The 21,622-nt window shown below is 66.2% G+C and carries 21 protein-coding genes; 9 read left to right on the plus strand and 12 right to left on the minus strand.

The genetic code is table 11. From position 1 onward, the window contains the following. Positions 1-75: 75 nt before the first annotated feature. Positions 76-1,101 (plus strand): TRAP transporter substrate-binding protein, encoded by a 1,026-nt coding sequence (locus CFP68_RS05595; RefSeq protein ID WP_241523969.1) that lies wholly within the window; start codon positions 76-78, stop codon positions 1,099-1,101. Between the two features lie 497 nt (positions 1,102-1,598). Here the strand turns inward: CFP68_RS05595 and CFP68_RS05600 are convergent, their stop codons facing one another. Together CFP68_RS05600 and CFP68_RS05605 are read right to left on the minus strand one after the other, a co-directional pair. After that, complete coding sequence (locus tag CFP68_RS05600) at positions 1,599-2,663, minus strand: alpha/beta fold hydrolase (RefSeq protein ID WP_099825579.1); 1,065 nt, start codon at positions 2,661-2,663, stop codon at positions 1,599-1,601. Between the two features lie 189 nt (positions 2,664-2,852). Beyond that, a complete protein-coding gene (locus tag CFP68_RS05605) occupies positions 2,853-3,869 on the minus strand; it encodes a ribose-phosphate pyrophosphokinase (RefSeq protein WP_099825581.1) in 1,017 nt (338 codons plus the stop codon). Positions 3,870-3,974: 105 nt separating this feature from the next. Between CFP68_RS05605 and CFP68_RS05610 the strand changes: the two genes are divergently transcribed. Together CFP68_RS05610 and CFP68_RS05615 are read left to right on the plus strand one after the other, a co-directional pair. Next, on the plus strand, positions 3,975-4,568 hold the full coding sequence (locus CFP68_RS05610; RefSeq protein WP_099825584.1) for a 2-hydroxychromene-2-carboxylate isomerase: 594 nt from the start codon (positions 3,975-3,977) through the stop codon (positions 4,566-4,568). Next, positions 4,568-5,365: an alpha/beta fold hydrolase gene (locus CFP68_RS05615; protein ID WP_099825586.1), complete on the plus strand. Its 798-nt coding sequence runs from the start codon at positions 4,568-4,570 to the stop codon at positions 5,363-5,365. The genes CFP68_RS05610 and CFP68_RS05615 overlap by 1 nt, the downstream gene beginning before the upstream one ends. Here the strand turns inward: CFP68_RS05615 and CFP68_RS05620 are convergent. From CFP68_RS05620 to CFP68_RS05665, 10 genes are all read right to left on the minus strand, one after another. Beyond that, the gene (locus CFP68_RS05620) at positions 5,355-6,395 is read right to left on the minus strand and encodes a threonine aldolase family protein (protein ID WP_099825588.1); all 1,041 of its coding nucleotides are present in this window, start codon (positions 6,393-6,395) and stop codon (positions 5,355-5,357) included. The two genes, CFP68_RS05615 and CFP68_RS05620, sit on opposite strands and share 11 nt — an antisense overlap. Beyond that, positions 6,395-6,892 (minus strand): YcgN family cysteine cluster protein, encoded by a 498-nt coding sequence (locus tag CFP68_RS05625; RefSeq protein WP_099825590.1) that lies wholly within the window; start codon positions 6,890-6,892, stop codon positions 6,395-6,397. The genes CFP68_RS05620 and CFP68_RS05625 overlap by 1 nt, the downstream gene beginning before the upstream one ends. After that, complete coding sequence (locus tag CFP68_RS05630) at positions 6,889-7,827, minus strand: bifunctional riboflavin kinase/FAD synthetase (RefSeq protein ID WP_099825593.1); 939 nt, start codon at positions 7,825-7,827, stop codon at positions 6,889-6,891. Before CFP68_RS05630 ends, CFP68_RS05625 begins: the two co-directional genes overlap by 4 nt. A 46-nt stretch (positions 7,828-7,873) precedes the next feature. After that, the gene (locus CFP68_RS05635) at positions 7,874-8,746 is read right to left on the minus strand and encodes a TIGR01459 family HAD-type hydrolase (RefSeq protein ID WP_099825596.1); all 873 of its coding nucleotides are present in this window, start codon (positions 8,744-8,746) and stop codon (positions 7,874-7,876) included. 117 nt (positions 8,747-8,863) lie between these two features. Beyond that, entirely contained in the window at positions 8,864-10,171 is a 1,308-nt protein-coding gene (locus tag CFP68_RS05640; protein ID WP_099825598.1) for a TRAP transporter large permease, read from the minus strand. Then, positions 10,171-10,677, minus strand: a complete 507-nt coding sequence (locus tag CFP68_RS05645; protein ID WP_099826199.1) for a TRAP transporter small permease — start codon at positions 10,675-10,677, stop codon at positions 10,171-10,173. The genes CFP68_RS05640 and CFP68_RS05645 overlap by 1 nt, the downstream gene beginning before the upstream one ends. 82 nt (positions 10,678-10,759) lie before the next feature. Next, positions 10,760-11,761 (minus strand): TRAP transporter substrate-binding protein DctP, encoded by a 1,002-nt coding sequence (dctP, locus tag CFP68_RS05650; RefSeq protein ID WP_099825601.1) that lies wholly within the window; start codon positions 11,759-11,761, stop codon positions 10,760-10,762. Next, complete coding sequence (gene leuD, locus CFP68_RS05655; RefSeq protein ID WP_099825603.1) at positions 11,752-12,336, minus strand: 3-isopropylmalate dehydratase small subunit; 585 nt, start codon at positions 12,334-12,336, stop codon at positions 11,752-11,754. Before leuD ends, dctP begins: the two co-directional genes overlap by 10 nt. Continuing rightward, on the minus strand, positions 12,333-13,703 hold the full coding sequence (gene leuC / locus CFP68_RS05660) for a 3-isopropylmalate dehydratase large subunit (protein ID WP_099825605.1): 1,371 nt from the start codon (positions 13,701-13,703) through the stop codon (positions 12,333-12,335). Before leuC ends, leuD begins: the two co-directional genes overlap by 4 nt. Further along, positions 13,700-14,497 carry a GntR family transcriptional regulator gene (locus tag CFP68_RS05665; protein WP_099826200.1) on the minus strand — a complete coding sequence of 266 codons (798 nt, stop codon included), beginning with the start codon at positions 14,495-14,497 and terminating at the stop codon, positions 13,700-13,702. The genes leuC and CFP68_RS05665 overlap by 4 nt, the downstream gene beginning before the upstream one ends. Positions 14,498-14,635: 138 nt before the next feature. Between CFP68_RS05665 and CFP68_RS05670 the strand changes: the two genes are divergently transcribed. From CFP68_RS05670 to CFP68_RS05695, 6 genes are read left to right on the plus strand one after another with little or no spacing between them, the layout of a single operon-like run. Further along, entirely contained in the window at positions 14,636-15,013 is a 378-nt protein-coding gene (locus CFP68_RS05670; protein WP_099825607.1) for a nuclear transport factor 2 family protein, read from the plus strand. Further along, positions 15,010-16,698, plus strand: a complete 1,689-nt coding sequence (locus CFP68_RS05675) for a hydantoinase B/oxoprolinase family protein (protein WP_099825609.1) — start codon at positions 15,010-15,012, stop codon at positions 16,696-16,698. The genes CFP68_RS05670 and CFP68_RS05675 overlap by 4 nt, the downstream gene beginning before the upstream one ends. After that, positions 16,695-18,740 (plus strand): hydantoinase/oxoprolinase family protein, encoded by a 2,046-nt coding sequence (locus CFP68_RS05680; RefSeq protein WP_241523970.1) that lies wholly within the window; start codon positions 16,695-16,697, stop codon positions 18,738-18,740. Before CFP68_RS05675 ends, CFP68_RS05680 begins: the two co-directional genes overlap by 4 nt. Continuing rightward, on the plus strand, positions 18,737-19,354 hold the full coding sequence (locus tag CFP68_RS05685) for a cysteine hydrolase family protein (protein WP_193825212.1): 618 nt from the start codon (positions 18,737-18,739) through the stop codon (positions 19,352-19,354). The genes CFP68_RS05680 and CFP68_RS05685 overlap by 4 nt, the downstream gene beginning before the upstream one ends. Beyond that, positions 19,351-20,211 (plus strand): isocitrate lyase/PEP mutase family protein, encoded by an 861-nt coding sequence (locus tag CFP68_RS05690; protein WP_099825613.1) that lies wholly within the window; start codon positions 19,351-19,353, stop codon positions 20,209-20,211. Before CFP68_RS05685 ends, CFP68_RS05690 begins: the two co-directional genes overlap by 4 nt. After that, positions 20,208-21,557 (plus strand): FAD-dependent oxidoreductase, encoded by a 1,350-nt coding sequence (locus CFP68_RS05695; protein ID WP_099825615.1) that lies wholly within the window; start codon positions 20,208-20,210, stop codon positions 21,555-21,557. Before CFP68_RS05690 ends, CFP68_RS05695 begins: the two co-directional genes overlap by 4 nt. Positions 21,558-21,622 lie beyond the last annotated feature (65 nt).

Consider the following 21,622-nt stretch of genomic DNA (forward strand, 5'->3'; position numbering starts at 1 on the left):
GGCACGCGGACAATCCGCCGCCCCCACCCCGGCCCGGAACATCACCGGGCCATCTTACGCTATCGGGAGAACAACATGCGTATGACACTGAAAACCACGCTCCGCGCGACGGGCGCCGCCATCGGGTTTGCCGCGCTGGCCACCGCCGCCACGGCGCAGACCACGACCCTGCGGATCCAGAACCACAACTCGCCGGAATCCACGACCGGTCGCCTGATCGCCGAGTTCGTCAAGAACGTCGAAACCATGTCCGGTGGCGACATCGACATCGAGATGTTCTATTCCGCCGCTGTCGTCAAATCGGCCGAAACCTTCGACGCCGCCGCGACCGGCATCCTGGACTGCGACATGACCAACGGGTCGTATCAGACCGGCAAGAACCCGGCATTCCAGTTCGTCGCCGACACCATGGGCGGCTATGACACGCCGATGCAGTGGCAGGCATGGATCCACTTCGGCGGTGGTTCGGAAGCCATCAACGAACTCTACAACGAACAGGGCATGACCTTTGTCGGCAGCCACGTCGGCGGCCAGGAATCCCTGAACTCGACCAAGCCGATCCCGGGCGTCGAGTCGCTGAAGAACTTCAAGTTCCGCTCGCCCCCGGGCATGGAATCGGAAATCTTCGCCAACTTGGGCGCCAAGCCGATCGTGATGGATTTCACCGAGATCTTCACCGCGCTGGAAACCGGGATCATCGACGGCGCCGATGCCTCGAGCCTTGCCAACAACGTCGGCATGGGGATCTATGACATCGCCAAGCACACGACGTTCCCCGGGTTCCACTCGATGTCGGCCGACCATCTGGCCTGCCGCACCGACGTCTGGGAGGCAATGCCCGAAGCGCACCGCGCGATCCTGACGGTCGCCGAAAAGGCGCTGGGGCTTGATCAGATCGCGCTTGCCATCGTCGAGAACGGCGAAGCGCTGGCCGAACTGCCCGAAAAGGGCGTGACGGTCTACAACTGGTCGGAAGAAGACCGCGCCACCTTCCGCCAGGCCGCACGCACCGCCTGGGAAGACTGGGCCACCCGTTCGCCCGAAACCAAGAAGATCGTCGAAGCCCACAAGGCGTTCATCGACCGTATCGGCCTGAAGTAAGGCTACGCCATACTGAACGAAAAGAGGCCCGGAACCGCGTTCCGGGCCTCTTGCGTGGAATGGGGGTCACGACCGGTGCTTTCTGATCGAAGGTCGATGCCTGCCCGACGCCGATGCAAGACGTTAGAACTCCGGACCGGCCGCGCGTGGGCCCGGTCAGTGTGACGCGACATCACGTCAGCAATCACCTTTCGGGGGGTGCACCTGCGACGGAATCACGACGATCAAGGCACGAATGTTCGCAGCCGTCCCGGGACGGAAGATCGGCGGCTTTCGCAAGCGCGTGCCGCCTTCTCACCCCGACACGCGTGTCCGTGCCGTGGGGCGCCTCCGGCGGGAGTATTTCGGTCAATGAGAAGCCGCTGTCCGTCTGACTTCTCATTGATCCAAATACTCATTCCATCATCGCACCGCGCGTGCCGTTCGCGGTGCGCGGTTCGACCGGCTGGATGCATCGGCCGAGGGGCCGACGCATCCTGTCGTTTCGGGCCGTCCGATCACTCGGGGGCGTTGGGCAGCGTCTTCATGAAGGCACCCAGTTCGTCGGCATAATAGGCCGACGTATAGGTCGTGCCATGCCCCGAGGTTTCGGCGGATTCCGGCACGATGAACACCTGGCCGTCGGGGATCTTCGCCATCCCTTCCTCCAGCATCGGCAGTTCGGTGGGGTTGCGTTCGTCGTCCTGCGACAGGATCAACAGCACCTTGGCCTTGATGTCGCCCAGTTTCGGTGTCGGGTCGAAATTGCGCGAGGCGTTCCACATGTACATCGTGTCGTTCGCATCACCGACCTTCTGTTCGGCCTTGCGTTCATCGACATAGGCGCTGGCCATTTCGTTCGTGGCCCCCAGTTCCTGCAGCCGAAGGTTGCCGCCCGAGGTCGCCATGCCGAACCATGCGGACATGTAACGCAGCATCGGCGGCTGTTCTTCGTAATTGCCGCCCATCCACGCCGGATCATCGCGCACGGCGTCGATCACCATCCGCCGCATCATCCAGTTGCGGCCGGCCATGGGGCCAGGCAGCGACGCGATGGGCACGACGCCATCCATGAAGTCGGGGTATTCGGTGGCCCAGGTCCACGACAGCATCCCGCCCATGGAGAACCCGATCTTGAGATGCAGGTGATCGATGCCCAGACCATCCTCCAACAGCATCTTCTGGGCATTCACCATGTCCATCAACGTCTGCTCGGGAAATTCCGCACGCATTCCGTCGGAGGGTTTCGAGCTTTTGCCGGATCCGATGGCGTCGACCAGGATCAGGAAATACTTTTCGGCATCGAGCGGCTGACCCGGGCCATAGAGCGATCCGGCAAACTTTTCGCCCAGCATCGAGGATCCCGACGACGTGGTGCCATGGGTGATCAGCACCGGCGCCCCCGACGGGTCGCCAATGGTCATGTAGGCGACCTTCATCTCGGGAAGGACTTCACCGGACTCGAATTCGAAGTCCTTGATGACGAACATGCCTTCCTTGGGTTCGGGGAATTCGGCCATGGCCACCCCTGCCGAAAGGACCGTGGCGAAACCCGCCGCAAGTGTCGTGGATATCAATCGCATCAATGCACCTCCCTGGTGTCGCGAGACAGGCGGACGGCGCGGTTGATTATCGTGACAGTCTTGCTGGTCCGCCCGCTATACCAGTTAGAAGACGATCAAATTGACGTTGCGTCAATAAAAAAATCGCGACCGAAGCGGGAATCTGCACGCGCAAAATTCAACCAGAAGCTGTAACGCGCCGATCGACGTTCAGCGGGAATACATGCCCTCATAGATCGGGCCCAGCGTGTTGGGATCGAACAAGGACGATACCGAGGTGCCGTTCCATATGTTCAGGATCGCCTGCGCGAACATCGGCGCAGTCGGCACGATGCGGATGTTCGCAGCGCCCCGAACCTCTTCGGTGGGTTCGATGGAATCCGTGATGACAAGGCTTTTCATCACCGAATTGGTGATCCGCCCCACGGCCGGGCCGGACAGCACGCCGTGGGTGATATAGGAATGCACCTCTTTCGCGCCCGCCTCGATCAGCACTTCCGCCGCCTTGCACAGGGTTCCGGCGGTGTCGCAGATGTCGTCGACGATGATGCAGGTCTGGCCGGCCACTTCGCCGATCACGGTCATTTCCGCGATTTCGCCCGCCTTCTCGCGCCGCTTGTCGACGATGGACAATGGACAGCCGATCCGCTGCGCCAGTTCACGCGCCCGGGCCACGCCGCCGACGTCGGGCGAGACCACCGTCACTTCGCCAAGGCGGCCGCGGAACTGATGCTGGATGTCCAGCGCGAACACCGGCGCGGCATAGAGGTTGTCGACCGGAATGTCGAAGAACCCCTGGATCTGTGCGGCGTGCAGGTCCATCGTCAGGATCCGTTCGATCCCCGCCTCGACCATCATGTTGGCGATCAGTTTCGCGGTGATCGGCGTGCGCGCCTTGGTGCGGCGGTCCTGACGGGCATAACCGAAATAGGGGATCACGGCGGTGATGCGCGCCGCCGAGGACCGGCGCAGCGCGTCGGTGATGATCAACAGCTCCATCAGGTTGTCGTTGGCGGGATTGCTGGTGGGCTGGATGATGAACATGTCCTCGCCGCGCACGTTCTCGAACACCTCGACGAAGATCTCGGCATCGTTGAACCGCTCGACCCGGGCATCCACAAGGCTGACCCCGATACCGCGATGCATGGACATCCGGCGCGCGATGGCCGTGGCGAGGGAACGGTTGGCGTTGCCCGAGATGAGTTTCGGTTCGATCATGGAAGGCATATGTTCAGGGGTCCCAAGGTGGCAGCGGCCGGGGATTCGACGCGTTGACTTCGCTTAGCATGGGCGTAGCGTGGGGCAAACCTCAGACCTGCGGGAGTGATCACAATGGCGCACATCGACTATTACCTGGCGGTGATTTCCCCCTACACCTATCTGGCCGGCCAGCGGCTTGAGGAGATCGCTGCGAAACACGGGGCCACGATTACCTACAAACCGCTGGATATCATGCAATTGTTCGCGCGCACCGGCGGACAGCCGCCGAAGGATCGGCATCCGTCGCGCCAGGAGTATCGGCTGATGGATCTCGAACGCTCGGCCCGGATGCTGGGCGTGCCGCTGAACCGGACGCCGGCCCACTGGCCCACCAACATGGCGCCCGCCTCCTATGCGATCATCGCGGCGCAGAACGCCGGGGGTGGCGATTTGGGTGCACTGGTGGCGTCGCTGACCCGCGCGTGCTGGGCCGAGGACCGCGATGTCGCCGACGACACCGTGATCCGCGATTGCCTGACGCGCGCGGGGTTCGATCCGGCACTGGCCGACAGCGGGTTGTTGGCAGGGGCCGAAACCTACGCCGCCAACCTGGAACAGGCGGTGAAGGCCGGCGTCTTCGGCGCGCCCTTCTATGTTTTGGACGACGGAGAGAGATTCTGGGGCTACGACCGTCTGGATCAGCTCGACCGGCATCTGGAGGGCTGATGCCGCTCGACACGCGGGCCGGATTCCGTGTCTTTTCGCGCGCATGGGGCAGCGGCCGACGCCGCGCGCTGGCGCTGCACTGTGCGCTGGGCCATTCCGGCCCGTGGGAGGGATTGGCGCAGGCCCTGCCCTTGGCAATGACCGCCTTCGATCTGCCGGGCCACGGCCAAAGCGCCGACTGGCCGGGCGGCGGGGACTATCACGTCGCCTGCACCGACATCGCGGCGGCTTTCTGTGACGGGCCGACCGACCTGATCGGCCATTCGTTCGGCGCGACCGTGGCCTTGCGCCTGGCGGTGGAACGCCCCGATCTGGTGCGCACCCTGACGCTGATCGAGCCGGTGTTCTTCGCCGCCGCCCGTGCAGACCACGCCCCTGAAATCGCTGGGCACGACCGCGCCTTCGCGCCCTTCGTCGCGGCAGTCGGGGCGGGTGACCCGATGCAGGCGGCCCGCGCCTTCACCGCCGTCTGGGGCGGGGCCGCGTCGTTCGACAGCCTTTCGCCCCGCCGCCAACAGGCCATGGCCGACCGCGTGCCTCTGATCGTGGCAGGCGCACCGGGTATCGAGGACGACAGCGGCGGGTTGCTGACACCGGGGCGGATCGAAGGCATCACCGCGCCGGTCCTGCTGGTGCGGGGCGGCGCAAGCCCGCCGGTGATCGGGGCGGTTCACCGGGCGCTTATGGCGCGCCTGTCCGATGCATCGGAAACGATCATCCCAAAGGCCGGACACATGGTTGCCCTGACCCACCCCGAAAGGATAGCAGCCGCCATGATCCGCCGCTTCACCCTTTGAGCAGACTCAGGAACCGGTCCATGTCCTCGGTCGGCAGGGACCAGTCGCAGACCAGCCGCGCGGTCACGTGGCCCGGCCCGTCCGGGCCATTGGGACGTGACGTGTAATACATCGCCCCTGCGGCCTGCAGACGTTCATGCACCGCATCGGGCAGGTGGGCAAAGATCATGTTGCCGCCCGGACGATACGCCAGCGCGATTCCCGCATCACGCAACCCATCGGCCAGGCGCGCACAGTTCGCGTTCGCCTGCCGCGCCATGTCGAGCCACAGATCGTCGGTCAGATAGGCGTCCATCTGCGCCGACAGGAACCGGTGCTTGGAAAACAGATGCGCGGCGCGTTTGCGGCGCAATTCGAATTGCCACGCCAGCGCCGGATCGAAGATCACCGCCGCCTCGACCCCCGGCAGGCCGTTCTTGGTGCCGCCGAAGCTGACCGCGTCGACACCGGCGCGCCATGTCATGTCGGCGGCCGAGGCATTCAGCGACACCAGCGCATTGGCGAAGCGCGCACCGTCCAGATGCACGGGCAGATCGTGGGCCTTCGCCACGTCGCACAGCGCGCCGATTTCCGACAGGGTATAGAGCGTGCCGCTTTCGGTGATCTGGGTGATGCTGACCGGGCCGGGCTGAACGCCATGCACCACGCCCGCCGGATGGCGCGCGATGGCGTCCTGCAAACCGTCCGGCGTCATTTTCCCGTCGGTGGTGGGAATCAGCGACAGCTTGGCGCCATTGGTGAAGAATTCGGGCGCGCCACATTCGTCCTGTTCGACGTGGGCGACATCGGTGCAGAAGATCGCCTGCCAGGGCCGAGAAAGCGTGGCCAGCAACAGCGCGTTACAGGCGGTGCCGGTGGCGACCAGGTAAACCGCCGCATCGGGGGCTTCGAACACGTCGCGCACCTTGGTGCGCACCCGGTCCATGATCGGATCGGCGCCATAGGAACCCATATACCCGGTATTGGCATCCACCATGGCCTGCATCACCTTTGGATGGGCGGGGCCTGCATTGTCAGAGGCAAAAAACATCAGGTCGGCTCCTCGATGATATGGTCTTCCCAGTCTTCTTCGGGCACCTCGAATTCAGGCACCGTCCAGCCCTGCACCGACACGCCCGCATCGTGCACCGATTGCGGCGTGCCGGATATCAGCGGATGCCAGTCGAACAGCGGCTTGCCCTCGTAAAGCAGGCGATAGGCACAGGTTTTCGGCATCCAGTAGGCGTGTCGCGCGATGTTGCCGGGGCTGAGCGAGATGCATTCCGGCACGAACTGGTGACGGATCGGATATTGCGCGCAGCGGCAGGTGTCGCCATCCAGCAGGCGACAGGCCACGCGGGTCAGTTCGACCCGCCCGGTGTCCTCGTCCTCCAGCTTGTTCAGGCAGCATTTGCCACAGCCGTCGCACAGCGCCTCCCATTCCCGCGGCGCGAGGTTCTTCAGCGGCACGCGTTCCCAGAACCGATCCCGCAGGCCTTCGCGGTCGATGGGATCGTCGTCGGGCTTGCGGGGCGGATGATCCTTCATGTCGCGGCCAGGATTGCCCGGGCGCGGGCACTGTCCCGGTCCATCTGGGCGATCAGGGCATCAAGGCTGTCGAACTTTTCCTCGCCGCGCAACCGTTCGATCAGCGCGATCGACAGGTGCGCGCCATAGAGATCGCCCTTGAAGTCGAAGATGAAGGTTTCGATGTTGGGCTGGTTTTCCCCGAACATCGGCCGCACGCCGATGGACGACACCGCGTCATAGGCGCCGCGATAGGGGCCCGTCAGAATGTCGGCGCGGGTGGCATAGACGCCGAATTTCGGCGGATGCAGGCCCGCGATGCTCATGTTCGCGGTGGGATAGCCCAGATCGCGGCCGCGCTGGTGGCCGCGGATCACCTCGCCCTCGATGCGGTGCCAGTGGCCCAGCATCTCGGCGGCGTCGCGCGTGCGCCCCTCGCTCAGCGCATCGCGGATCCGGGTCGACGACACCGTGCGGGTCGCGGCCTGCAACAGATCGGCGACCGTCACGCCAAAGCCCATCTCGGCCCCGAAACGCTGCATGTCCTCGGCGGTGCCGGCACGCTTGGCCCCGAAGCGGAAATCGGACCCGATGACGACGTGGGACAGGCCCAGGCCATCGGCGATCACCCCCTGCGCGAAGGCGCGCGGCGACAGGGCCGCCAGTGCGGCGTTGAATGCCACCTCGTAAAGCTTGTCGATGCCCAGCTTGGCCAGGCGGTTCGCCTTGGATTCGGCGTTCATCAGGCGGAACGGCGGCGCGTCGGGCGCGAAGAATTCGCGCGGATGCGGCTCGAACGTCAGAATGCCCAGGGGGGCGCCCAGGCGCGTCGCCTCGCGGCGCGCGATGTCGATCACGCTGCGATGGCCGGTGTGCACGCCGTCGAAGTTCCCGATCGCCACGCTGGCGCCGCGATCCTGATCGGCAATGAACTGATAATCCCGGATGATCCGCATGGGGGCGGGATAATGCCGCCCCCCGCCGGGTGCAAGGGGGTCCGGCCTAGCGCAGGAAGCCCATCGTGAACGTCGGCTCCTGCTGTTCGCCGTCCAGATACAGCTTCAGCGCCTCGGGATCGGGGTGATCGGCGGTCTTCGTCGCCGCCGCCGCCAGACCGCCCGAGATGAACAGCGAATCCAGATCCTCGCCCTGGGCGCCGCGGATGTCGGTGTGGATGCCGTCACCGATGCACAGAATCCGGGAATCGGGAATGTCGCGGCCCAGCTCGGCGATGCGGCGGCGGGCCAGGTCATAGACCGGCGGATGGGGCTTGCCGAAATACAGGCTCTCGCCGCCCATTTCGGTATAGAGCGCCGCCAGCGCCCCGGCGCACCATTCCCGCGTGTCGCCGCGGTCGACGACGATATCGGGATTGGCGCACAACAGCTTCAGACCCTTCTCGCGCGCATAAAGGAACTGCGGCCGCATCACCTCGGGGTCAGCAAAGGGGTCTTCTGGGCCGCAGCAGACAATGCCGGTGGCCTGTTCCAGCGGCACACGGGTGATCGCGACCGGATCGTCGAGGATCCGGATCGGGTCGAAGAAGACATCGTCATGGGGTTGGCCGATGAAGAACACCTTGTCGCCCACCGCCCCGCTGAACATGGCCAGCCGCGCGGAATCACCCGAGGTGGCGATGGCATCCCAGGCGTCGCGCGGGGTGCCCATGCGCGTGATCTGCGGCTCGATCATGGCGCGCTGGCGCGGCGCGTTGGTCAGCAGGATCACCGTGCCACCCTTGGCGCGGAACGCCTGCAACGCCGCGACCGCCGCGGGAAAGGCGGTGATGCCGTTGTGCACGCACCCCCAGAGATCGCAGAACAGCGCGTCGTAATCGGCCGAGATGTCGGACAGGGCGTGCAGGATGCGGGTCATGGGCGGAAGCTCCGGGCGTGATGGGTTTACGTGACGGTATGCCACCCGCCGACGCGAATTGCGAGAGCCTGGCGGCCCGAAGCGCCATGAGTATTCGGATCGGCAGAAAGCAGGGGATCAGCGCCCCGGCAGCCAGGTCGCAAGGGGCGGGAACAGGATCAGCAGAACCACCACCGCCAGCGAACAGCCGATGAAGGGCATGGCCGACAGATAGATGTCGCGCATGGTCGTGCCCTTGGGGGCCACCCCTTTCATCACGAACAGCAGCAGGCCGAACGGCGGGGTGGTAAAGCTGATCTCCAGCGCCAGCAGCATGATCAGGCCGAACCAGATCAGATCGAACCCCAGCGAATTTGCGAGCGGAAAGAATATCGGAATCGTCAGCAGCATGATCGAGATCTGCTCCATGAACATCCCCAGGATCAGCAGCACGCCGAACATGATCAGCAGCATGACGGTCGGCGCGACGTCGAAGGACGTGGCCCAGCCGATCAGCCCCGACGACGCACCGCTGAACGCCAGCAGTTGCGAGAACGTGGCCGAGCCGAAGACGATCAGATAGGCCATCAGCGTGACCTTGAGCGCGCCGATCACCGACCGCTTCATCGACACCCACGTCAGGCAGCGGAAGACGACCGCCAGGATCAGCACGCCCAGCGCGCCGAACGCCGCCGCTTCCGACGGGGTGACGATGCCGCCGACCATCATCGCGACGATCACGACCATGACGCCGATCATCGGCACCACATCACGCATCAGCAGCATCAGCTTGGCCCCGAGGGTGAGCGTCTCGACCTCGTAGGCGGGGGCGGCGTCGGGGTCGATCCGGCACTGGAACCAGATCATCACGATATAGAACGTCGCCAGGATCAGGCCCGGGATCACCCCGGCGATCAGCAACGCGCCGACGTCGATCTGCGCCAGCGTCGCCAGCAGGACCGCCAGTGCCGAAGGCGGGATGATGATGGCAAGGCCGCCGGTGCCCAGGATCGGGCCGATCGACATGTGTTTCTTGTAACCCCTCTGGGTCATTTCCGGCACCATGAGCGAGCCGAGCAGCGCGGTGGACCCCATGGAACTGCCCGACAGGGTGGAAAACCCCGTGCCGCCCAGCACCGTGACATAGGACAGCCGCCCCGGCAGCTTGCCCAGCAGCCGGTCGATGGCGTTGAACATCCGTCCGCCAAGGCCGGTGTGAAAGAACACCTCGCCCATCAGCAGGAACAGCGGGATCGGCACCAGCGCAAAGGTGGTCAGCGACCCCAGCCCGTTGTTCAAGAGTTGCGAGAAGCCCCGCGTGCCGCCCATGAACAGGTAGGCGCCGACCAGGTTGGCCGCGAGAAATGCCAGCGCCACCGGCATGCCCAGCGCCATGAGAAAGACGATGGTGCCCAGCAGGATCGCCAGCGCGTCATACCATTCCATCATTCGTGAATCCCCGCCTCACCGGCGTGCAACAGATCGTCACCAAAGACGAAGCGGGCGAATTCGACCGCCATCAGGGTGAACGAGATCGGAAAGGCGATGGTCAGGATCCAGCGCGGAAAGTAATAGGCGCGCACGTCGAAATCGTTGCGTGCGATGTTGGTCAGGCACAGCTCGGCCCCTTTCCACGCCAAGATGCCTGACACGATCACGCAAAGCGCGGCGACCAGGCGGCTGACGATGGCCTGCAACGTCGGCTGCAGGGCGGCGGTGACCAGTTCGATGTGCACATGCCCCTTTTCGCGCACCAGCCAAGGCGCGCCCAGCATCGTCAGATACAGGATGCCGTATTCGGTGGACGTGAACAGCCACGCAAAGGGTTGCAGCCCGACATTGCGCATCACTACCGACAGGATGACGGCGATCATCAGCCAGACCAGGGTGGCCCCGGCGATGGCCGCCATCCCGTAGAGCAGCCCGGTATAGGCACGGATCAGAAGCGGCATGGCACCCTTTCGAAGCTCGGTGACCGGTTTGCGCGATGTGGCCGCGCCGGAGGCGATGGGGCGCACCGCCCCCGGCGAGCGATCACTTGTCGGCGTCGTAGAACAGATCGACCAGTTCGTCGTAGTTGCCGTCGCCCTGGGGGCTTTCGGCCATCAACTCCTTCATCCGGTTCAACGTGGTCGAGCGGGCGGCGTCGATGTAGCGCTGGGCCGCGTCGCCTTCCAGGGCGACGACCTTCATGCCGCCCTCTTCCAGTTCGGCGAAGTCGGCGTCGCGCTTCTTGCGCAGGGCCTCGACGCTGTCCTTCTCGTGCTGGATCGCCGTGTCGGTCAGGATCTGTTTCGCCTCGTCCGACAGGCTGTTCCACTTGTCGAGGTTGATGATCACGCCAAGATCGGTGGAAAAGAAGCTGGGCTCGACCCGGTAGTTCAAGAATTCGTTCCATTTCAGGTCGATCAGGCCGATCTGGGTCCAGCCCGAGGCGTCGACCACGCCGGTTTCAAGACCGGAATAGACGTCGGTGGTGGGCAGGTCGATCACCTGTGCACCCAGGTAATCGGTGAAGAACGCGTTATAGACTGCATTGCCGCGCAGCTTCAGGCCCGCGACGTCAAGATTGCCATCGGCGTCCAGCTTCGGCTCGTTGCGCATCCACAGGTTATAGGTGACGCCGGAATCGAACCAGCCCAGGTATTTGACGTTCATCTTTTCCTGGTGAATCTCGTCGATCAGGTCCAGACCGCCGTTTTCGCGGGTCTCGATGGCGGTCAGGTTCGACGTGACCAGCGCATCCTTCTCGGGCAGCGCGCCGCCATAGAACGATCCCGGCGTATAGACCATGTCGACGATGCCGTCGCGCACGGCGTCGGCCTGCTGGAACATGCCGATGGCCTCGGGGCCGCCGCGCACCTGGATTTCGACCACGCCTTCGCCGGCCGCGTTCACCTTGTCGACGAATTCCAGGAAGCTCTGGGTATAGATCAGGGTTTTCGGAAAGGCGTGGACGGCGGTCAGCGTGTCCATGGCAAGGGCCGGGGTGGCCAGGGCGGTGGCGGCAAGGAACGATGTGAAGGTCAGGCGCATGTGGGTTCTCCCTTTGGGTTGGGTCGGCTCCACGGGTATGTCCCGTGATAGGTTTTGATGAAGGTTGCGATGGTGTCGGTGTGGCTGGCGGTCAGGTCGATGTCGTCCCAGCCGTTGACGATCTTGTCACGCGCCGCGGCGTCCAGCGTGAAGGTTTCGGTGATCTCTCCCGCGCTCAGCGTGCCCTTTTCCAGATCGATGGCGATTTCGCCGCCCGCATCCACGGCCGCGCGCAGGGCGGCGGTATCGGCCACCACGGCCGGCAGCAACCCGTTGTTCACGGCGTTGGCGGCGAAGATATCGCCGAAACCGGGGGCGATGACGGCGCGGATTCCGGCGTCGACCAGGGCATAGACCGCCGCCTCGCGCGATGAGCCGCAGCCGAAGTTGCGCCCGGCGATCACGATCTCGGCGCCCGACAGGGTGTCGCGGTCGGGATGGTCGTGCAGCAGGAACCGGCCATAGCCTTGCGCCCGGGGCGCCGACATGAACCGTGCCGGGATCAACTGATCGGTATCGACATTGTCGTGGGCGAACACGACCGCGCGACCGGTGAATGCGCGCCAGCCGGTCATGTCCGCCCCCGCAGCAAGGGGCGCACATCGGCCAGCGCCCCGGTCAGGGCGGCGGCGGCGACCATGGCCGGGCTCATCAGGTGCGTTCGTGCGCCCTGCCCCTGGCGGCCCTTGAAATTGCGGTTGGTGGACGAGGCACAGCGTTCGCCCCTTGCCACCGTGTCGCCGTTCATGCCGACGCACATGGAACAGCCGGGATCGACCCACTCCAGCCCCGCATCGGCAAAGATCCGGTCCAGCCCTTCGTCCTCGGCCTGGCGCTTCACGGCGGCCGATCCCGGCGACACCATGCCCGGCACCCTGGCGCGGCGTCCCGACAGCACGGCGGCGGCGGCGCGCAGGTCTTCGATGCGGCCGTTGGTGCAGGAACCGATGAACACCCGGTCGATCGGCGTGCCCGCCAGCGGGCGGCCGGCGGTCAGCCCCATGTACGCCAGCGCATCGCGGGCATGATCATCCTTGGGCGCGGGCACGTCGGCGGTGATCGGCAAGGCATCCTCGGGCGAGGTGCCCCATGTCACCAGCGGCGCGATCGTCGACGCATCCAGCGTCACGTCACGGTCAAAGGCCGCATCCGGATCGGTCGCCAGAGACAGCCAGTCGGCGCAGGCCGCATCCCACAGATCCGCACCAGGCGCAAAGGCGCGGCCCCGGATATATTCCAGCGTCACCGCGTCGGGGGCCACCATGCCACAGCGGGCGCCGCCCTCGATCGACAGGTTGCACAGGGTCATCCGTGCCTCCATCGACATGGCGCGCACCGTCGATCCGGCGTATTCCACCGCATGGCCCCGCGCCCCGTCGGCCCCCAGTTGCGCGATCCAGCCCAGCGCGACATCCTTGGCCGTGACACCCGACGCCAGCGTGCCGTCGATGGTCAGCCTCATCACCGGCGGGCGCTTCTGCCACACGGTCTGGGTCGCTAGAACATGGGCCACCTCGGTCGCGCCGATGCCGAAGGCGATGGCGCCGAACGCGCCGTGGGTCGAGGTGTGGCTGTCGCCGCAGTTGATCACCAGACCGGGCAGGGTCAGCCCCTGTTCCGGCCCGATCACATGCACGATCCCCTGCCCCGGATCATCGGGCCCGAAACAGCGGATGCCATGGCGCGCGGTATTTTCGACAAGGCCCGCCATCATGCCGCGAATCGCGTCGGTTGCATGGCCGGGACGGGTGGGCGCGTAATGATCGGTGACACCGAAGGTCAGATCCGGACGCGACACGGCAAGCCCACGGTCGGCCAGCTTGCGGAACGCGTGGTGCGACCCCTCGTGCACCAGGTGCCGGTCGACGAACAGAAGCGACACGCCATCATCGCGGCGCAGCACTTCGTGACGGTCCCAGACCTTGGCGAACAGCGTCTTCATGGGGCGGCTCCGACGGGCGCGATCACCGGCTCCCAATGGCGCGCGGCGCCCTTGCCGACCCGGGCCAGCGCCATTTCAAGGCGGAACATGTCCGGCCGATACAGCGCCGAAAGGTATTCCACCCCGCCGCCATCGGCATCCTGCACCACGCGGGTCAGCGACAATAGCGCCGATCCCGTCGCCACGCCCAGCGCGTCGGCCACATCCGGCGCCGCCAGCGCCGCCGTCACCGATTGCCGCGCGCCGCCGATCACCACACCGCCCCGTTCCAAAAGCGCGAACAGCGGCGTCGTGGCCAGATCGGATTCGGAATAATTCTGCGCGATGTTTTCGGGCACATTGGTGGTCAGATGCGAGAACGGCACGCCCTCGGCGCTGCGCACGCGCACCGCCGTCTGCACCCTGTCGCCTTCGCGCAATCCCAACCCCTCGGCCACCGGATGCGGCGCGGGGCCATAGGCGAAGGACAGCAGCCGCGCGGTGGTCTGCCGGCCCATGGCGACGATCTGCGGGATCAGGGTTGTCATGTCGGCGGCGATGGCCCCCGCCGTCGCCGGACCGCGCACCACCGACCCGGCACCGCCGCGCTTTTCGATCATGCCGTCGCGGGCCAGCGCATCCAGCGCGCGCCGCACCGTCACCCGCGACACGCCATGCCGGTCGGCCAACCGCTGTTCGCCGGGCAGCATCGCGCCCTCGGGCAGGTGACCCCCGGCGATTTCGTCGCGCAGCAACAGATAGACCCGGCGCGATTTGCCCCCCTCGGGCAGCCGTGGCGCCGCGTGATCGCGCATATGGAGCTCCTGCATCATGCCTCGACCATATCCGCGCCTCACCGAAAAGCAATAATTTATGTGCGCAGTGACATCTGTTGTTGATTTTTTATATCATCCAAGCTGTATTACATATAATACATGTGAAAGGTCTGCCCCATGGATGCCCAGAACGACGCAACCGCTCCCGAAACCCTTGTGCGCCGATTCCTGACCGCGATGGAGGCACGCGACCTGACGGTGGCACGCGCCTGCCTGGACGACCGGTTCGTCATGTATTTCCCCGGCACCGGCCCGATTCACGACCTTGAAACGCTGATCGAATGGTCGCGCCCGCGCTATGCTTTCGTCAAGAAAACCTATGATGGCTTCGACGTGTCGGACGGCATCGTCTATTGCCGGGGCACCCTGTCGGGGGAATGGCCCGACGGCGCACCCTTCGACGGAATCCGCTTCATCGACCGGTTCGAGATCGAGGGTGAGCGGATCGTCCGACAGGACGTCTGGAACGACATGGCCGAGGTGCGCGCGCGATGAGCGGGATCGACCCCATCACCTTGGCGGTCCTGGCCGGCCGGATGGAACAGATCGCCGATGAAATGGACGCGACCCTGTTTCGCGCCGCCTTCAACCCGATCATCGCCGAAGCGCACGACGCGTCCCACGGGCTGTATCATGCCGAAACGGGCGAAACCCTGGTGCAGGGCAAATCGGGTCTGCCGATCTTTGTCGGGGTCATGGCCTTCGCGGTGAAGGCGGTGATCGACAAGGCCGCCGAACAGGGCGGGCCGGTGGACGGCGACATCTGGATCTTCAACGACGCGCACATGGGCGGCACGCACCTGAACGACATGCGACTGGTGCGGCCCTATTTCCGCGACGGCCGCCTGTTCTGTTGGCTGGCGTCGGTGGGCCATTGGCACGATCTGGGCGGCGCGGTGCCCGGAAACTACAACCCCGGCGCGACGGATGCCTTTGCCGAGGCGTTCATCCTGCCCCCCGTCCGCATCTGCCGCGGCGGCGAGATGCAGGGCGACATCATCGACATCCTGATGCGCAACACCCGCCTGCCGCAATCGGCCATGGGCGATCTGAATGGCCAGTTGGGCGCGCTGGACCTTGGCATACGGCGGATGGACGAATTGCTCGACTCATATGGCGGCGACACCGTCACCGCCGCGCTGTCGGCGTTGCAGGATCGTGCCGAAACCCTGATGCGCGCCGAACTGTCGGCCCTGCCCGATGGCCGGTGGCAGGCCGAGGACTGGCTGGACAACGACGGCATCACTGACGTCGCCCTGCCGATCCGCGTGGCTCTGGAAATCCGGGGCGACCGCCTGACGCTGGATTTCACCGGCACGGCGGATCGCACGGCGGGGCCGGTGAACATCGCGCGGCCCACCGCCGTCGCCACCGCCTATGTGGCGATCAAGCACATCTTTCCGTCGCTGCCCGCCAACGCCGGGGTGATGCGCCCCATCGACGTGATCGTGCCGGACGGATCGCTGTTGTCGGCGCCGTTTCCCTCGCCGGTGGGCGGCTATACCGAAACGATCCTGCGGATGATTGACGTGATCTTCGCCGCCGCCGCCGGTGCCGCCCCGGACCGGGTGGTCGCCAACGCCTATGGCACGATCAACGCGCTCTCCATCGCGGGCAAGCGCGACGACGGCTCGCAATTCGTGATGTTCTCGTTCTATGGCGGCGGCCATGGCGGATCGACCGACAGCGACGGGTTGAACCACGGCAACGCGCCGATTTCCACCGCGACCATCCCGCCGATGGAGATCCTCGAGGCGGCTTATCCCGTGGTGTTCCGCCAATGGGCGCTGCGCCCGGATTCGGCGGGCGCGGGGCAACATCGCGGCGGTCTGGGTGCGGTGTACGAGATCGAACTTCTGGCCGACAAGGCCGAGGCGTTTCTGTTTGGCGAACGCGGCCGCCATGCCCCAAACGGCGTGGCCGGGGGCGCTGCGGCGGCGCTGAACGTGTTCTCGTACGAACAGGCTGACGGCTGGCATCACCCCGAACTGACCTCGAAAATGCGCGGCATCGCGTTGCGCAAGGGCCAGCGCGTGCGCCTGGAAACACCGGGGGGCGGCGGCTATGGCCCCGCATCCGGGCGCGATCCCGACGCGGTTGCGCGCGACGTGGCACAGGGGCTGGTCACCCCCGACGCGGCAACCCGCGATTATGGCACCGCATGGGAGGCCGCACGATGAGCGTGATTGCAGGCGTCGACGTGGGCGGCACGTTCACCGATATCTTCGTGCTGAGCGACAATGGGCGCGCCCATATCGCCAAGGTGCCGACCACGCGCCCCGATCAGGCGGGTGGATTCCTGGCCGGCCTCGGCGTCCATATTCCCGACCTGTCCGACATATCGGTCGTGGTCCACGGCACGACCGCGGGCACCAATGCCCTGCTGGAACGAAAGGGCGCGAAGATCGGCGTCATCACCACCGAGGGGCTGCGCGACGTTCTGGAAATGCGCCGCCGCGACCGGCCCCGCACCTGGGGTCTGCGCGGCGATTTCACCCCCGTCACCCCCCGCGATCTGCGCATCGAGGTGGCGGAACGCACGCTGGCCGACGGGACCATCCTGACACCCGTCGATCTGGATGCGGTGCGCGCAGCGGCGAAAACGCTGCTGGATCAGGGATGCAAGGCCATCGCCGTGCTGTTCGCCCATTCCTATGCCAATCCCGACAACGAACGGGCGGCGGTGGCGGCGGTGCGTGCGCTCTGGCCGAACGAACACGTCGCCGCCTCGTCCGAGATCCTGCCGGAAATCCGCGAGTTCGAGCGCTTTTCGACCACGGCGCTGAACGCCTATCTGCAACCAGAGGTGTCGGGATATTTCGAACGGCTGGAATCCGCGCTGAAGGATGGCGGGTTCGCCGGTGAGTTCATGATCGTGCAATCCAACGGCGGCGTGATGGACGTGGGCACCGCCCGCGCATTGCCCGTGCGCACCGCCCTGTCCGGCCCCGCGGCCGGGGTGATCGCGGCGGGATACATCGCCGCCAACGCGGGCTTTCCCGACGTGATCACCGGCGATGTCGGCGGCACATCGTTCGATGTCGCGCTGATCGCCGGGGGCAAATCGATGCTGGCGGCCCAGACCAGCATCGATTTCGGCATGGTGATCCGCACCCCGATGATCGAGATCGCGACCATCGGCGCGGGCGGCGGATCCATCGCATGGGTCGACAAGGGGGGATTGCTGAACATCGGCCCCGAAAGCGCCGGGTCAGACCCCGGCCCGGTCGCCTATGGCCGGGGCAACGACCGGCCCACGGTGACCGACGCCAACGTGGTGCTGGGACGCATCGACCCCAACAGCCCCATCGGCAGTCTGGATGCACTGGATGTGGACGCAGCCGCGCGGGCCATCGATACCCACGTCGGCAAGCCCCTGAACCTGAGCACGGAAATGGCGGCCGAGGCGATCCTGCGCGTCGCCAATTCGCGCATGGCCGGGGCGGTGCGGCTGGTGTCGGTGGAACGCGGCTTCGATCCGAAACGCTTTGCCTTCATGCCTTTCGGCGGTGGCGGCGCGCTGCACGCGGGCGCGATGCTGCGCGAGGCGGGGATCGGCCGTGCGCTCGTGCCGCGCTATCCCGGTGTGACCTCAGCCATGGGGTGCGTCATCGCCGACATGCGGCAGGATTTCGTGCAGACCGTGAATGCGCTGGCGGACACGGTGGACACCGACATGCTGACCGCGCTGATGCAGGCCCATCACGACGCAGGCATGGCGATGCTGGACAAGGCCGCAAGCCCGTTCGAGGCCAAGGAAACCACGTTCGAGCTGGACATGGCCTATGCCGGGCAGACCCACTCCGTGGCCGTGCCCCTGCCCGTCGCCATCGAACACGGGCGCGTGGTGTCGCCGACCCGCGCGGCGATCCGCGACGCCTTCGATGCCGCCTATCGCGCGACCTATGGCCGGGTTCTGGAGCGCGGCGTGCGGCGGGTGATCAACCTGCGCACGGCGGTGATCGGACGACGGCCCCGGTTCGACCTCGCCTCGCTGGCGCCGACCACCACGGGCGCGCCGGTGGTCAAGGCCCGCCGCCAGGTGCATTTCGTCGATACCTGGCACGATACCGCGATCCATGACCGGCTGGACCTGCCGGTGGGATCGGTCATCGACGGCCCCGCGATCCTGGAGCAGCCCGACACGACGATCCTGATCGAACCCTGGTTGCGCGGCACCGTCGACGCCTTCGGCAACGTCATCATCGAGGAAAAGGCATGACCGACACCCCCCTGCAACCCGCCCGCACGGCCCTTCTGACCATCGATCTGCAAAACGATTTCCTGCACCCCGACGGCGCCTATGGCCGTGCCGGGCAAGGGGCCGAGGCGATCAAGGCGCTGCCGACCCGCATCGCGCCGCTGGTATCGGCGCTGCGGGCCAAAGGCGGCACCTATGTGTCGGCGCAGTTCACGCTGGTGCCCGGCCCGGGGGGCGAGCCGCTGATCTCGCCGCACCTGAAGACGCTGCGCCCATTCCTGACCCGCGGCGATTTCGCACCGGGGCGTTTCGGGCACCAGTTGGTCGATACCCTGGCCCCAGCCGATTACACCGTCGAAAAGGTCGCCTATTCCGCGTTCTACCAGACCCGGCTGGAATATATCCTGCGCGCGCTGAAGATCGACACGCTGATCGTCGGCGGCATCGTCACCAACGGTGGCGTCGCCTCGACCGTGCGCGACGCCCACCTGCGCGACATCCGCACGGTCCTGTTGTCCGACGGTTGTGCCGCGTTCAAGACGGATGTTCACGCGGCCACGCTGACATCGTTGGGGTCGGTCACACAGATTGTCACCTGCGCCGATGCGCTGGCCATGATCGGGGCGGCAGAATGACCCTGCGCGCGCGCCTGTCCCGTCCGGAAATCCTGATCGCGCCCGGCGTCTATGACGGGCTGACGGCCAGCCTGGCGGCCGATGCCGGGTTCGAGGCGCTGTATCTCTCGGGCGCCGCCGTCGCCTATACCCGCCTGGGCCGCCCCGACATCGGGCTGAGCACGATGAGCGAGATGGCCGACACCATGGCCCTGATCCGCGACCGGGTCGAAATCCCGGTGGTGATCGACGCCGACACCGGGTTCGGCAACGCCCTGAATGCGCAGCGCACGATGCGGGCCTATGAACGCGCCGGGGCCAATGCCCTGCAGATCGAAGATCAGACCTATCCCAAACGCTGTGGCCACCTTGCCGACAAATCGCTGATCTCAAAGGCGGAAATGGCCGGCAAGATCGCCGCCATGGCCGACGCCCGCGCCAGCGCGGACACCCTGATCGTCGCCCGCACCGACGCCATCGCCGTGGAGGGATTCACCGCCGCCGTCGACCGCGCCGGTGCCTATGTCGACGCCGGCGCTGACGTCCTGTTCATCGAGGCGCCCCGATCAGGCGACGAGTTGTCGCGCATCGCCGCCGAGTTCGGCGGGCGCATTCCCCTGCTGGCCAACATGGTCGAAGGCGGCGCGACCCCGGTTCAGGCGGCGGGCGATCTCGAACGCCTCGGGTTCTCGCTGGTGATCTTTCCAGGCGGCATCGTGCGCGCGCTGGCGAAGACCGCGCAGGATTACTATGCCTCGCTGCGCGCCCACGGATCGAACCGGCCATTTTCCGACCGGATGTTCGATTTCGACGGCCTGAACGGCGTGATCGGCACCGACGCGATGCTGGCCAGCGGCAAGCGGTTCGACGGCAAATGACGGTCTGCGCGCCCCCCGCGTCGTTCCCCATCTCGGTGCAGACCCTGATCGTCGGGGCGGGCGCCTGTGGTCTGATCGCCGCCCTGTCCGCCCACGAGGCCGGACAACAGGTGCTGGTGGTCGAACGTGACCCGGTGCCGTCAGGCTCGACCGCGCTGTCGGCGGGGCTGATCCCGGCGGCCGGCACGGCGATCCAGCGCGCGGCGGGAATCGACGATACGCCCGCCCGGTTCGCGGCCGACATCCAGGCCAAGGCCGATGGTGAAAACGACCCCGCTCTGGTCGCTCTGCTGGCGGAAGGTGCCGGCGATGTCATCGACTGGCTGGTGCGCGATCATGGGTTGCCCTTCTCGCTGGTCGACGATTTCGACTATCCGGGCCATGCGCGGCGGCGGATGCACGGCCTGCCCTCACGCTCGGGCCGCGAACTGGTCGATGCCCTGCGCGCGGCCTGCGAGGCGGAGGGCATCGACATCCTCTGCGACACCCGCGCCGACCGCCTGTATGCCGATGGGCCTCGGGTGCGCGGCATTTCCACCCTGCGCGGTGACATGCGCGAGGATATCGGTTGCGACCGCCTGATCCTGGCGTGCAACGGATACGGCGGCAACCGCGCCCGGGTGGCCCGCCACATGCCCGACATCGAAGGCGCGCTGTGGTTCGGCCACGACGGCAACACCGGCGATGCGCTGGACTGGGGCGAGGCGCTGGGCGCGCAGACCCGCCATCTCGGCGCTTACCAGGGGCATGGCAACGTCGCACACCCCCACGGCATCCTGATCACATGGGCGACGATGACGGCCGGCGGCATCCAGCTGAACGCCGCCGGTCAACGGTTCCACGACGAAAGCCACGGCTATTCCGAAGCGGCCCGCGCGGTGCTGGCGCAACCGGGCGGCACGGCGGTGTCGGTGTTCGACGCCCGCATCGCCGCCATCGCCCGCCAGTTCCAGGACTTCCGCGACGCCGAAGCACAGGGCGCGATCAAAACCGCGGGCAGCCTCGCCGATCTGGCCGTCGCCTTCAAACTGCCCGCCGATGCGCTCGCGGCGACGGTGGCGGCCTGCCACAAGGGCGCCGATCCGTTCGGACGCACCTTCGACATCCCACCGCTGGCGGCACCATTCCACGGCGTCCGGGTCACCGGCGCGCTGTTCCACACCCAGGGCGGACTGGTGGTCGGGGCCGATGCGCGGGTGCTGGATGCGGCGGATGCGCCCTTCCCCAACCTCTATGCGGCCGGCGGTGCGGCCTGCGGCGTCTCCGGCGCGGGTGATGCCGGCTATCTCTCGGGCAATGGCCTGCTGGCGGCCGTGGTCCTCGGTCGCATCGCCGGCTTGGGCTGAGCGCGGCTATCCCTTTCTTACTGACCGAAATACTCCCGCCGGAGGCACGCCGCGCCAGCGGCGTT

The organism is Oceaniglobus indicus (assembly GCF_002751875.1).
Taxonomy (GTDB): domain Bacteria; phylum Pseudomonadota; class Alphaproteobacteria; order Rhodobacterales; family Rhodobacteraceae; genus Oceaniglobus; species Oceaniglobus indicus.

Coding starts and splice junctions, on each gene's coding strand:
- CFP68_RS05620 (WP_099825588.1), bottom strand. CDS start 6,395: ATGTTTTTTGCCTCTGACAATGCAGGCCCCGCCCATCCAAAGGTGATG.
- CFP68_RS05605 (WP_099825581.1), bottom strand. CDS start 3,869: ATGCCTTCCATGATCGAACCGAAACTCATCTCGGGCAACGCCAACCGT.
- CFP68_RS05630 (WP_099825593.1), bottom strand. CDS start 7,827: ATGCGGATCATCCGGGATTATCAGTTCATTGCCGATCAGGATCGCGGC.
- CFP68_RS05665 (WP_099826200.1), bottom strand. CDS start 14,497: ATGCGCGATCACGCGGCGCCACGGCTGCCCGAGGGGGGCAAATCGCGC.
- CFP68_RS05675 (WP_099825609.1), top strand. CDS start 15,010: ATGAGCGGGATCGACCCCATCACCTTGGCGGTCCTGGCCGGCCGGATG.
- dctP (WP_099825601.1), bottom strand. CDS start 11,761: ATGCGCCTGACCTTCACATCGTTCCTTGCCGCCACCGCCCTGGCCACC.
- CFP68_RS05690 (WP_099825613.1), top strand. CDS start 19,351: ATGACCCTGCGCGCGCGCCTGTCCCGTCCGGAAATCCTGATCGCGCCC.
- CFP68_RS05625 (WP_099825590.1), bottom strand. CDS start 6,892: ATGAAGGATCATCCGCCCCGCAAGCCCGACGACGATCCCATCGACCGC.
- CFP68_RS05670 (WP_099825607.1), top strand. CDS start 14,636: ATGGATGCCCAGAACGACGCAACCGCTCCCGAAACCCTTGTGCGCCGA.
- CFP68_RS05645 (WP_099826199.1), bottom strand. CDS start 10,677: ATGCCGCTTCTGATCCGTGCCTATACCGGGCTGCTCTACGGGATGGCG.
- CFP68_RS05695 (WP_099825615.1), top strand. CDS start 20,208: ATGACGGTCTGCGCGCCCCCCGCGTCGTTCCCCATCTCGGTGCAGACC.
- CFP68_RS05600 (WP_099825579.1), bottom strand. CDS start 2,663: ATGCGATTGATATCCACGACACTTGCGGCGGGTTTCGCCACGGTCCTT.
- CFP68_RS05635 (WP_099825596.1), bottom strand. CDS start 8,746: ATGACCCGCATCCTGCACGCCCTGTCCGACATCTCGGCCGATTACGAC.
- CFP68_RS05595 (WP_241523969.1), top strand. CDS start 76: ATGCGTATGACACTGAAAACCACGCTCCGCGCGACGGGCGCCGCCATC.
- CFP68_RS05685 (WP_193825212.1), top strand. CDS start 18,737: ATGACCGACACCCCCCTGCAACCCGCCCGCACGGCCCTTCTGACCATC.
- leuD (WP_099825603.1), bottom strand. CDS start 12,336: ATGACCGGCTGGCGCGCATTCACCGGTCGCGCGGTCGTGTTCGCCCAC.
- CFP68_RS05610 (WP_099825584.1), top strand. CDS start 3,975: ATGGCGCACATCGACTATTACCTGGCGGTGATTTCCCCCTACACCTAT.
- CFP68_RS05680 (WP_241523970.1), top strand. CDS start 16,695: ATGAGCGTGATTGCAGGCGTCGACGTGGGCGGCACGTTCACCGATATC.
- CFP68_RS05640 (WP_099825598.1), bottom strand. CDS start 10,171: ATGGAATGGTATGACGCGCTGGCGATCCTGCTGGGCACCATCGTCTTT.
- CFP68_RS05615 (WP_099825586.1), top strand. CDS start 4,568: ATGCCGCTCGACACGCGGGCCGGATTCCGTGTCTTTTCGCGCGCATGG.
- leuC (WP_099825605.1), bottom strand. CDS start 13,703: ATGAAGACGCTGTTCGCCAAGGTCTGGGACCGTCACGAAGTGCTGCGC.